This is a genomic window from Acinetobacter sp. BMW17, assembly GCF_001592855.1.
GTDB lineage: Bacteria > Pseudomonadota > Gammaproteobacteria > Pseudomonadales > Moraxellaceae > Acinetobacter > Acinetobacter johnsonii.
In genome coordinates this window covers 138586-149669 of sequence record NZ_LSOD01000027.1, presented here as the reverse complement: position 1 = coordinate 149669, position 11084 = coordinate 138586, and the positions used below count along the sequence as shown (strand labels likewise).

Annotated in this window: 12 protein-coding genes; 4 read left to right on the top strand and 8 right to left on the bottom strand. The window is 42.2% G+C overall.

The window, feature by feature from the left end; translation table 11 throughout:
- Positions 1 to 32 precede the first annotated feature (32 nt).
- From AXW61_RS08590 to hemE, 3 genes are all read right to left on the bottom strand, one after another.
- Complete coding sequence (locus tag AXW61_RS08590) at positions 33 to 503, bottom strand: DUF3015 family protein (RefSeq protein ID WP_004695672.1); 471 nt, start codon at positions 501 to 503, stop codon at positions 33 to 35.
- A 146-nt stretch (positions 504 to 649) separates the two neighbouring features.
- Positions 650 to 1447 carry a DUF817 family protein gene (locus tag AXW61_RS08585; RefSeq protein WP_171254061.1) on the bottom strand — a complete coding sequence of 266 codons (798 nt, stop codon included), beginning with the start codon at positions 1445 to 1447 and terminating at the stop codon, positions 650 to 652.
- Between the two features lie 36 nt (positions 1448 to 1483).
- The gene (gene hemE / locus AXW61_RS08580) at positions 1484 to 2554 is read right to left on the bottom strand and encodes a uroporphyrinogen decarboxylase (RefSeq protein ID WP_062034002.1); all 1071 of its coding nucleotides are present in this window, start codon (positions 2552 to 2554) and stop codon (positions 1484 to 1486) included.
- Between the two features lie 202 nt (positions 2555 to 2756).
- Here hemE and AXW61_RS08575 point away from each other — a divergent pair, with 202 nt between their 5' ends.
- The 3 genes from AXW61_RS08575 to AXW61_RS08565 all read left to right on the top strand — a co-directional run bounded on the left by AXW61_RS08575 (position 2757) and on the right by AXW61_RS08565 (position 5959).
- Entirely contained in the window at positions 2757 to 3998 is a 1242-nt protein-coding gene (locus tag AXW61_RS08575) for a L,D-transpeptidase (RefSeq protein ID WP_010327247.1), read from the top strand.
- A gap of 81 nt (positions 3999 to 4079) precedes the next feature.
- Positions 4080 to 5141 (top strand): hypothetical protein, encoded by a 1062-nt coding sequence (locus AXW61_RS08570; RefSeq protein WP_240487448.1) that lies wholly within the window; start codon positions 4080 to 4082, stop codon positions 5139 to 5141.
- A 122-nt stretch (positions 5142 to 5263) separates the two neighbouring features.
- Entirely contained in the window at positions 5264 to 5959 is a 696-nt protein-coding gene (locus AXW61_RS08565; RefSeq protein ID WP_062034000.1) for a pirin-like bicupin family protein, read from the top strand.
- Positions 5960 to 6037: 78 nt separating this feature from the next.
- On the opposite strand, the gene AXW61_RS08560 is transcribed toward AXW61_RS08565, so the two are convergent.
- The 3 genes from AXW61_RS08560 to AXW61_RS08550 form a co-directional block, all read right to left on the bottom strand.
- Positions 6038 to 6391: a DUF1304 domain-containing protein gene (locus tag AXW61_RS08560; RefSeq protein WP_062033999.1), complete on the bottom strand. Its 354-nt coding sequence runs from the start codon at positions 6389 to 6391 to the stop codon at positions 6038 to 6040.
- A 66-nt stretch (positions 6392 to 6457) separates the two neighbouring features.
- Complete coding sequence (locus tag AXW61_RS08555) at positions 6458 to 7435, bottom strand: zinc-binding dehydrogenase (RefSeq protein WP_062033998.1); 978 nt, start codon at positions 7433 to 7435, stop codon at positions 6458 to 6460.
- Between the two features lie 3 nt (positions 7436 to 7438).
- Positions 7439 to 8071, bottom strand: coding sequence for a TetR/AcrR family transcriptional regulator (locus AXW61_RS08550; RefSeq protein WP_062034023.1), 633 nt, complete (start codon positions 8069 to 8071; stop codon positions 7439 to 7441).
- A gap of 171 nt (positions 8072 to 8242) precedes the next feature.
- Between AXW61_RS08550 and AXW61_RS08545 the strand changes: the two genes are divergently transcribed.
- Complete coding sequence (locus tag AXW61_RS08545; RefSeq protein WP_062033997.1) at positions 8243 to 9391, top strand: heparan-alpha-glucosaminide N-acetyltransferase domain-containing protein; 1149 nt, start codon at positions 8243 to 8245, stop codon at positions 9389 to 9391.
- A 122-nt stretch (positions 9392 to 9513) separates the two neighbouring features.
- Here the strand turns inward: AXW61_RS08545 and AXW61_RS08540 are convergent, their stop codons facing one another.
- Complete coding sequence (locus AXW61_RS08540; RefSeq protein ID WP_062033996.1) at positions 9514 to 10419, bottom strand: EamA family transporter; 906 nt, start codon at positions 10417 to 10419, stop codon at positions 9514 to 9516.
- Positions 10416 to 10994 (bottom strand): TetR/AcrR family transcriptional regulator, encoded by a 579-nt coding sequence (locus AXW61_RS08535; protein ID WP_062033995.1) that lies wholly within the window; start codon positions 10992 to 10994, stop codon positions 10416 to 10418. Before AXW61_RS08535 ends, AXW61_RS08540 begins: the two co-directional genes overlap by 4 nt.
- Positions 10995 to 11084 lie beyond the last annotated feature (90 nt).

Here is an 11084-nt window from a genome sequence, read left to right as displayed (position 1 = left end):
CCCTGCCTGAATGGCAGGGTTTTATGGTGCAATTAAACGTATGCTTTTAATACGCTATCCGTTGCCATGACTGCTTGTAAAGATGCTAATACTTGAAGCGCATCTTGGTTTTCAGCTGAATAGATTTTTGCAAAGTTTTGTTTAGACACTTCAAAGAAACGTGCTTTATCTTCAGACTGGATGTTCAGTAATTCAGCCAGTACATTTAGACTTTCGCCCTCACCGACTGCCATATCACGCGCCAATGCTTCCGCATTTTCGTTGGTAAATGTTACTGCCTGAGCAGTCACTGTACCTGTACCGCTACAACCTAAAGTACCAAAGGTAATACCGAAAAGTTGGTTAGCGAAAAGACCATTGGTTGTACCCGCTAAAATTTTAGCGACTTTACCAGACTGGCCAGCCCAAATTTGTGAACCAATACCACAACCGACGTCATTATCTGCAAATGTAGCGGTAGAACCAACAGCCAAAACCGCAGCCAATGCTATTTTTTTCAACATAAGGTTTCTCCAGACTCGATTATCTCCGAGTATTTTTATTGTTCCTATTGTGTGTATTTTGAGCTACACCCTTGTAAGATAGCGGTAACAAGCGCATAACGCAAAACAATTTATACTAAAGTGAAGTGAATATTTAAAAATGTGCTTTAGCGGTATAAGGACCAACTGCCACGTAGGTCTCGTTTCCCTAAAATCTTTAACACCAACACCAGACTGAGCAGTAGCAATAAATACCAAGAACCCAACTTACCCCAACCGACCATATGCCATGCATCGACTTGACTTGGGTACAGCCAGATTTGGTAAAACGTACTGATATTTTCCGCAATCCAAATAATAAAAGCCAACAGTAAAAGTACGGGTAACATCGGCAGTTGAAAACGGTGCTGCTGTAATTCAAAGCCAATCTTGGTTTTCCAAAACAGCACTATGCTCCACGCAAACAAAAGATAACGAATATCGGGAACAAAAAACTTGGACATAAAGTTGATATAAGACAACACCGCCAAGGTTAGCATGGAAGAGAAACGGGGTAAGTGTTCAAAAGAAACGTGATAGAGACGTAATGAACGCGCAAAAAAACTGCCCACAGCCGAATACATAAAACCTGCAAACAAAGGCACTGTTAAAATTTTAAACACGGCGGGATGCGGATACTGCCAAGATGCAATTTGCGGATGGGTCAAAAAGATTTCCATCACCATTGCCATCACATGAAATAACGCAATCACTTTGGCCTCGGCCCAAGACTCGAGTTTTAAGTACAACAGACAAACTTGAATCAGTACGGCATAAAACAGTAGATAGTCATAACGGAAAAAACCGAAATATTCCTGACTCCCCATACTGGCTGTGAAGGCAAAAGCCAATAACAGCAATATCCCAAATAAGGCAGCCGAAGCTGCCTTAGATGAGAACTCAAAACATGATTTTAAAATCGTGATCACGCATGAACCCTAATTGAATTGAAGCTGTGAAACTTAGAGATATTTGGCACTGTATTCATGCACAGTATCAATAAAGGCTTTCGGGTTTTCAGGGTCAACCCACTGGGTAATACCGTGACCTAAGTTTGCAACATAACCCGTTTTCTCACCGCCTGCATAAGCGTCATCTAACATGGCTTTGGTGGCTTTCACAATGGTCTCATGCGAACCATATAATGTTGCAGGGTCTAAGTTGCCTTGCAGTGCCGCACGGCCAGCCACCGTTTGGCGAGCCACATTTAATGGCGTAGTCCAATCTAGACCAAAAGCATCTGCCCCTGTTGCCACCATTGGCTCTAGCCACTGACCGCCACCTTTGGTGAATAAAATCACGGGAACTTTACGTCCTTCATTTTCACGTTTTAAACCTGCAACAATTTTTTGCATGTATTTTAAAGAAAATTCTAAATATTCACGGTGTGCTAGCGCCCCGCCCCAACTGTCAAAAATCTGTACGGCTTGAGCACCTGCATCAATTTGCGCATTTAGATAGTCAATTACCGCATCAGCCAAACGATCGAGCAGCGCATGTAAAACTTCAGGTTGCGCATACATCATTTGTTTGGTGAAACGGAAGTCTTTGCTCGAACCACCTTCAACCATATAAGTTGCCAGCGTCCAAGGACTGCCTGAAAAGCCAATTAAAGGCACTTGTCCACCTAAGGCTGAACGAATCGTCTTGACCGCATTCATCACATAGTCGAGATCAGATGCAGCATTAAACTTAGGTAAATTCGCCACATCTTGTTCAGTACGAACCGTTTTATGAAATTTAGGCCCTTCCCCAGCTTCAAAATAAAGCCCTAAACCCAAAGCATCGGGTACAGTTAAAATATCTGAAAATAAAATGGCTGCGTCGAGCTCATAACGACGTAAAGGCTGTAAAGTTACTTCACACGCAAATTCGTTATTTTTACACAGCGAAAGGAAATCACCCGCTTGAGCACGGGTTGCACGATATTCAGGTAAATAACGTCCTGCTTGACGCATCATCCAGACGGGTGTGGTATCTACAGGTTCACGTAATAAAGCACGTAGAAAACGATCATTTTTAAGCGTCGTCATTTACTTTCCCATCTCAATTAAATTTGCTCACCATCATAACAAAAAGGTCGAATTTTTAATAACTTCTCATAACACTAAAATTCGATCAGGACAAAGATGCAAACGAATATTTACACAAAACAAATACTGCATCTCCATCTTTTTTCTGTAATACTTCACTAGTTTTTACTTTGTAAATGAATAATTCTTAAGGTTGAATTACATGTTCGTTCGCACAATACTCGCGATGAGTTTAAGTTGCATTCTTGCTGGAACAGCGTTTGCTGCATCTACTACTGAACAACCCTTGACGCCCAAAAAGATCATTGATACTTCAGTTCAAGATCCTATTGATCCTTTAGCAACAGATGTCGCTTCAGCTTCTACTGCGGTTGCAAATAGTCAAATTACAGCAAAAGAACAAGCAGACTTAAACCAAGCTTCGCAAACTTTAGATCAACTTGAACAATCTGAAGATAAAACGGCTGACGTTGGTGCTGCACCAAGCAAAACCACTACTGCACCGACCACCACGACGACCAATCCTGCTGCAGCTAAAGCATCGTGGACATTAAATGGTTTAAACAGTGCAGAATGGTTTGACAATATTGGTAAAGGCCAATTCCCTGTCTATGCACGTGCTCACGTGATGTTGAATAATGCGCATGCGTCTCCGGGCGCAATTGATGGCATGAGCGGTAAAAATACCCTCAAAGCCATTGCTTCGTTCCAGCAAATGAGCGGTTTAAAAGCAACAGGTACCTTAACCAAAGAAACTTGGGATGCTCTACTTGCAAGCCAAGGTTCTAAACCTGCATTTATTGAATACACCATTACCGAAGCAGACCTAAAAGGTCCTTATGCTGCATCTATTCCACGCGATTATGCACTACAAGCCAAAATGAAAGGTTTGTACTACACTCGTGTGACTGAAATGCTAGGTGAAAAGTTCCATATGGATGAAGACTTCTTGCAGAAGTTAAATCCAAAAGCAACCTTCAAAAAAGCGGGCGAAAAAATTATTGTGGCCAATATCCGCAATGAAGTGCCAGAAGACATTCATTTGATCGTTGCGCATAAAGGCGCAAAACAGTTGTATTTATTTAACAGCCGTAACCAAATGATTGGTTCTTTCCCTGCAACCATTGGTAGCTCAGACACTCCGTCTCCAACGGGTACTTATAAAGTTACGGGTGTTGCGCCAAATCCTTGGTATAGCTACTCACCTAGCAACTTTGTACAGGGCAAAAACTTAAAACCACTTTCTCTACCACCGGGTCCGAATGGTCCTGTAGGGAATATCTGGATTGGTTTAAGCAAAAAATCATTTGGTATTCATGGCACACCAAACCCTTCTGCTATTTCTAAAACAGCATCACACGGTTGTATCCGTTTGACCAACTGGGATGCCAATGATCTTGGCAAAAAAGTGAAGTCAGGTGTTACGGTTAAATTCTTAGAATAATTGGCTTTCTAAGGTATTTACGCTATAAAAGGTGCTCTCTTGAGAGCACCTTTTTTTAAATTACAACAACATAGAATGACGATGAACGCTTTAAAAATAATACTGCCCGTGGCCTGCTTACTATCTTTCTCAACTTATAGCTTTGCCGAATTAGATGAAGAAATCGTGACCAGCGTGGATGCTTCTGCTTATGCGGTGGAATCTGACCATCCATTTGACAGTTTGAATGATCATGAAAAAATCCGCCATCCCCAATACATTCCAGAGCAAGACAGTCTCAGAGAGCCACTTTTGAATGCACGCTATTACGTCATCGCAGGTAAATCTCCGATTCACTATTACGCGATTCGAACAGGAGCAAAGCCTAAACTACTTTATGTAAACCAACCCCACTCGGCAGTTTTTTCAATAGGCGAGGCTTATGCTGAAAATCGAGAAAAAATAACCCTACAGCCTCAACTCGACAATACAGTCAAAGATCATGAGTTGTTTTCGATTATGCCCGTCGCTAAGCATCTCGCACTGATTTTTCGTACTCGCTATGCCTATACTCCTACAGAGTTAAAAGCCAATGCGGCCATGAACGCCATCTATGCCAACAATCGCTACCGATACAGCTATGAAATTATTGAAATCGACACGAATGGCAAACAGCTCCACCGCGTGCAATTTGTGGCTCCAATCATTGAAGATGGAATGAGTTTTGGCCCCAAATGGGATGAAGACTTATCAGATTATAATAATGCAATACTTGAATACAGTACCAAGTCCCCGGGCGACTACCAAACCGTACACCCTTATAACCTTGAAACCCACTATGAATACAAACAAGGTCAATTGAAGCACTTTGAACAAAAAGTTCTGCTCACCGCCAGTGACAAAGTGTTCTTAAAGAATCCACCCAACTCGATTAATTATGAAAATTATCTCGATGATCAAAATGCACCCCTCTCCGTTGAAAGCAGTACTTGCCTTGATGACTATTTTGTTTTTAAAGACAAAGCGGCTCCGCTCGGTGTGAAATGGGGCAATGACTGGATGCAACAGCAGCCGAATCTACATCAACAATTTTTAGCTGAATATGCGCAAGTCAAAAACTACGTCTGGAAAGATTTCCGCGTACAGTATTGTGATTTAGACTAAGTCTGCAATGTCGCGTTTAATCATTTCAATATTGAAACGCAACATTGCAAATTCACTATTTTGGCGATAAATATAAAACGCTAAAATTACTCCATAGATTAAAAATAAAATTGGAGTTCAAAATGGATGCTTTCATTCATCGCAGTCAAGACCGTGGTCATGTCAATATCGGCTGGCTAGAGTCGAAACACAGCTTTTCTTTTGGTAGTTGGTATAACCCTAAATATATGGGCGTAAGTGCTTTACGTGTCATCAATGACGACGTGATCGCGGGTCATCAAGGTTTTGGGCAACACCCCCATGACAATATGGAAATCTTGACCTGTGTACTCAAAGGCACCATCACCCATAAAGACAGCATGGGTAACCACGGCGGTATTTCGGCAGGTGAATGGCAACTGATGAGTGCAGGTACGGGTGTACAGCACAGTGAAATGAATCAGGGTGATGAGCCAGTACATTTGCTACAAATTTGGATTACCCCAAATCAAAGAGATGCAGCGCCAACCTATCAGCAGATTCGTCTTGATCCGCATGAGCAACCAAATCAATGGCATGTGATCTGTGGTCCAAATGACAATGCTGCAATGCATATTCGTCAAGATGCCGAAGTCAAAACGGCTGTGATTGAAAAAGATCAAATGCTAGAAGTTAAAGCTACACAGCATATTAACTATCTGCACGTGATTTCAGGTTCAATCCAAGTTGCAGAACACACCCTTCATGCAGGCGACGCGATTGCTTTCTTAGAAGCAAGCGACGTTAAAGCCTTGGAAGAAGCACAAGTGATTTGGTTTGATTTGCCTGAAGTCAAATAAGTCATCACTCACAATAAAAAGCCAGCGTCAAGACGTTGGCTTTTTTAATGCAGAACTCAAGCAGTTGTTTCATTTGGTTTAGAGAAAATTCACCGCAAGTAACGCTACAACAGCAGGTAAGGCTTGAATGTAGATAATTTTCTTACTGGCGGTCAACCCACCATAAATTCCAGCAACCAAAACGCAGCCTAAAAAGAAATTGGCCAGTGGCAGTGCATAAGTTTCGGGTGCACATAGCGCCCAAAATAGACCTGCAGCCAAGAAACCATTGTATAAACCCTGATTTTGTGCCATGACTTTGGTCAGCTGTGCTTTTTCAGGCGTATTGCCAAAGGCTTTTAAACCATAGGGCTTATCCCATAAAAACATCTCTAAAACTAAAATATACACATGCAACAGTGCAATTAAAGCAATCAAAATTTGTCCCATCATACGCTTTATCCTTATTTTTGATGAATGATGCTAGATCAGCTTCACAACTGATCTAGGTCGAAACTATTAGGGTTTCAAAAGTACTTTACCCTGACGCGCGCCTTGCGTCGCTTTCAGTGCTGCATCTTTAATTTGAGCAAAGCTGAAGATACCTTCAACAGGCAGCAGTAATTTTTTCTGTGCAGCAAGCGTCAATAACTCCACAATTAACGCTTTTTTGCGTTCAGCAGACAATTGCTTATTCACCACACTTGCCCAAAAACCTTTGACTGTGGCTTGTTTAAAAATCAGATCTCCCGAAGAAATCTGCATGGTCTCACCCGTCATGCTACCAAATGAAACCAATAGACTATTTTCACTCAGCAAAGCCAACATTTCACCACTGGCCTGACCACCAATGGAGTCTACACCTGCGATCAGTGGCTGATCTGCATGAATCGCTTTGACTTGTTCTTTCCAATCAGCTTGGTCTGTTGCTACCACATTTTGAATGCCTAAGGCCTGCATTTCAGCTACAGCCTCAGTACGGCGAACCAAATGAATTACGTTTTGACCACGCGCTTTTGCAATCATCGCCACGGTTTTACCCACCGCACCATTGGCGGTGTTCTGAATCAACCACGAATCTGCTGGTAAATCGATAAAATCTAAAAGCATCAGTGCACTGATCGGCATTCCAATCAACTGCGCTGCTGTTTCATTATCAATCGCATCAGTTAAAGGCACGATGCCATGTGCTGGCGCAATAAAATACTCAGCCCAACTGCCATGAATCCCTGCAACAGCGACACGCTGCCCTACCGATACGCCTTGTACACCCTCACCCAGAGCATCAATTACACCCACAGCTTCGCTGCCACCAATTGCAGGCAGTGTCGGTTTATAACCATAACTACCACGCACTGTCCACACATCATGGTTATGCATTGGCGATAGAATCATTTTAATACGTACTTCACCCGCTTTTGGTTCAGGTTGCGGCATATCCGCAGCTTCCAAGACGTCAACAGCTTCACCAAAATGGTGATGAATAATACTTTGCATTTGCTATTCCTTTATCGGTTGTAATAGTTGTTGGGTGGTTTCCATAGCGAGGTAAAGGGGTTGCTTATCTTGGGCCAGTCTTGCCAATAAAGCTGCCCCCAACCACAGTTGATACATCGTCTGTGCCATTTTTTCAGCGTCAATATGCGCTGGAATTGAACCGTCTTGCTGCCCTGCTTGGATTAGACCCGAAATACGTTCTGTTAACTTACGCACCCCGAAGTTCAAAATCTGACGCATATCTTCAGACAAATCTGAGACTTCTGCTGCCAACTTGACGATCAGACAGTTCTCCGCCCATCCCCCATCGCTATGATGTTCAACATCACTTTCAATATGTGATGAGTTATCAATCCATGCTTGCCAAAGTGCCATTAGGCTTGCATAGGCGCTTCGCTGTTCTTGCTGTATCAGCTGATCGATTTTGACCTTATAGTCGGCCAGATACTGCTGGAGTAGCGCACAGCCGAAAGCCTCTTTCGAAGCAAAGTAGTAATAGAATGAACCTTTCGGCACATCACAATTCTTTAGAATTTCCTGTAAGCCCACTCCGACAAAACCTTTATGTAACACCAGTTGAAAACTGCTATTTAAAATGTGTAGTCGTGTCGCTTCACTTTTATCTGATCGTTTCATATCCATACTATAAATTAATAATAGACCAGTCGTCTATAAAATAATGCATCTACCTTTGATGCTTCATCTCGAATCATTGGATTACATATAAATTTTGCTGATTAAATTTTAGATATAAATGATTGAAATAAATGTTACATTATACCATAACACTAATTTTCAATTCATCTTATGTCTACACCTTCACAACGTTTACAAGCGATTGACGCCCTCAGAGGATTGGTTATTCTGATTATGATGGTCGATCATGTCAGAGAAACTTTTTATCTGCACCAGCAAGTCCCCGACCCGATGCTGATTCCAGGAACCGAAGAATCCCTTTTCTTTAGTCGGATCTTGGCTCATTTATGTGCCCCTGTTTTTGTGGTTTTAACAGGCTTATCGGCTTATCTTTACCAAGCAAAAAACAACAGCGTTCAAATGACCCGTGAATTTTTACTCAAACGCGGTCTATTTCTGATTTTTCTCGAACTGATCATTATCAACTTCGCTTGGACTGGACAGTTCCCACCCGATGTCATCTATTTACAAGTCATTTGGGCCATTGGTCTGAGTATGGTGGTTTTAGCAGGCTTGATTGGGCTATCGCAAAAGTGGCTCTGGGTGGTCAGTCTCAGCATTATTTTTGGACATAATGCGCTGGATCAAGTGTCATTTTCGCAGATGCCGATCCTGCAAAATCTGTGGTTTATTTTACATGAACGTGGTTGGATCGAATTTGGAGATCTGATTCGTTTTAGAACCTCTTACCCAGTACTGCCTTGGATTGGGGTAATTACCCTCGGCTATTGCATCGGTCATACCGTATTTAACAGCACACATGATGTCGCAAAAAGAAATCAAATCTTGTTAGGCTTCGGGCTTGCCAGTATCAGCTTATTTATCATTTTAAGAATGATCAATCTCTATGGCGACCAAGCATGGTCAATCATGTCGACCAGCACTGAAACCGTTATGAGTTTTTTGAACTTGACCAAGTATCCGCCATCGCTGCTGTTTATTTTGTGGAATGTCGGGCTAGGCTTAGTCCTGTTAGTGTTACTTCAAAAGGTTGAAAGCAAACCTTGGGTCAAACCCTTGATTGTCTTTGGTTCCGTGCCGATGTTCTTCTATATCGTCCATTTATATGCACTTAAAGCCCTCTATCTCATTGCCCTCGCACTATTTGGCAAAACTCATGATGAATATTTTGGTGTAGATCACGTTTCTACCCTTTGGCTCATTTCGATTATTTTAACTGTGGCTCTTTATCCGTTGATGTTGAAATTCTCAGCCTTTAAACATAAAAACAAACACATTCGCATTCTTAAATACCTTTAAGGGTTTAAGCTGTATAGCCAATTTCACTGAAATAAGATTGATGCTTAGTCCAACTAGGCATCAGATTTCCCAACACCTGGCAAATATGCTTTATACGCCAACGAATGTCTGAAGCAAAAAATTTACTTTGCTTTAGTCTGCAATGCCAAGCAAATCGAAATTAGCAACATCCCGAACCAGCCAATTGGTGCAATTTGCTCTCCCACCAACAGAATTGCCAATACCGCAGCCACCAAAGGCTCAAATAAAGTTAAGGTAATGGCTTTACTGGCAGGCACGGTTTTTAAACCATAACCAAATAAGACATAACCCAAAAACATCGGAATAAGCATCATATAACCAACGACATAAAGGTTGATGTTTTCTTCAAACAAGTTTGAACCCGTTATCCATAAAGTCGGAAGTAATAATAAAGAACCAAGTCCGAAGATAAGCCCCATTGACGCTTTTGCATCCATTCCTTGGTCAATCATTCGTTTTGCCGCCCAAGAATATAAAGCATAGGTCAATCCCGCAACCGCCCCCAAAGCAATACCCAACATTGGTCGATTTTGGGACAAATACTCCGTGGTTGTCACAGCATGTGATTCCCCGAGAGAAAGTAGCGCAACGCCCGTCACGCCCAATACGAAACTCATCAACCATGTCATCGAAAGTGCTTTTCGGTCAAACACCCTTTCTAAAAGTGCGGTAAATAAAGGCGCCGTACCAATCGACACGACCGTACCAATGGTGATGCCTGCATAGTGCATAGATGAATAAAAGGCCAAAGGATAAATAAAAACCGCAATTACGCCTACACCGAGCATCACCGCATGGGCTTTGATATGTGCCAGATGGTAGATAATACTTTTTCGTGCCAAAAGTGCCTGTAACAGTCCACCACCGCCCATGGCGGCAGCACCAACAGCCAAAGGACTCAAATTAGGTGCAAAAGATGCGACTGTACCCGTCGTTCCCCATAGAAAAGCAGCGAACAGCACCGCGATAAAACCATAATTTGGTACCGCAGAAACACACTGATTCACGTACTGATTTCCTGTGCTAAAAGTATTTTCACCATCGCTGTTGCAGCTTGTACTTTTTCACTCGAGCTTTCCAAGCCTGCTCGCGCAATCGATCCCTCTAGAATAAAAGACAACAACAAAGCCATTTGTTTGACCTTGTCTGCGTCCGAAATGATAAGGGCAAGCTGTGTAGAGATAATGTTTTCAATTTCATCCTTATGCGCTTTCACAGCCAAGCGCTCGGCGCTGTGCGCTGGGAACTCAGCAGCAGCATTCAACAAACCACAGCCCCGAAAGCCTTTTTCATAGGCAAACTCAGCATGGTCTTGATAGGCTTCAAAAACCGCGACAATTTTATCAATAGGAGTATGGGCTTGTTGGTTTCGAAGTGCATACAAATCTAACCACTCTTGATGCCGTGCTTCTATATAAGAAGTGATCAAGTCAGCCTTAGTCGCGAAATTATTATATAAGGACATTTTAGCAACTTTGGCCTTATCGGTAATGCTATTAATCCCTGTACTGGTGATGCCATCGTTATAAAACAAAATCGCGGCTGCATCTAAAATTTTCTGTTTCGCAGTTTTGGTATTCATCACACTCAACCAAGTAGACCGATCTACCTAATCTATAGAATCTGTAAAAATATTCAAGTCACCTTTGCTTATTTAATGAAGGAAATATCA

Bases quoted from the DNA above. Each gene is read 5' to 3' on its own strand.
- hemE (WP_062034002.1), bottom strand. From the start codon at position 2,554: ATGACGACGCTTAAAAATGATCGTTTTCTACGTGCTTTATTACGTGAA.
- AXW61_RS08550 (WP_062034023.1), bottom strand. From the start codon at position 8,071: ATGAAACGATCAGATAAAAGTGAAGCGACACGACTACACATTTTAAAT.
- AXW61_RS08555 (WP_062033998.1), bottom strand. From the start codon at position 7,435: ATGCAAAGTATTATTCATCACCATTTTGGTGAAGCTGTTGACGTCTTG.
- AXW61_RS08560 (WP_062033999.1), bottom strand. From the start codon at position 6,391: ATGATGGGACAAATTTTGATTGCTTTAATTGCACTGTTGCATGTGTAT.
- AXW61_RS08535 (WP_062033995.1), bottom strand. From the start codon at position 10,994: ATGAATACCAAAACTGCGAAACAGAAAATTTTAGATGCAGCCGCGATT.
- AXW61_RS08565 (WP_062034000.1), top strand. From the start codon at position 5,264: ATGGATGCTTTCATTCATCGCAGTCAAGACCGTGGTCATGTCAATATC.
- AXW61_RS08570 (WP_240487448.1), top strand. From the start codon at position 4,080: ATGAACGCTTTAAAAATAATACTGCCCGTGGCCTGCTTACTATCTTTC.
- AXW61_RS08575 (WP_010327247.1), top strand. From the start codon at position 2,757: ATGTTCGTTCGCACAATACTCGCGATGAGTTTAAGTTGCATTCTTGCT.
- AXW61_RS08545 (WP_062033997.1), top strand. From the start codon at position 8,243: ATGTCTACACCTTCACAACGTTTACAAGCGATTGACGCCCTCAGAGGA.
- AXW61_RS08590 (WP_004695672.1), bottom strand. From the start codon at position 503: ATGTTGAAAAAAATAGCATTGGCTGCGGTTTTGGCTGTTGGTTCTACC.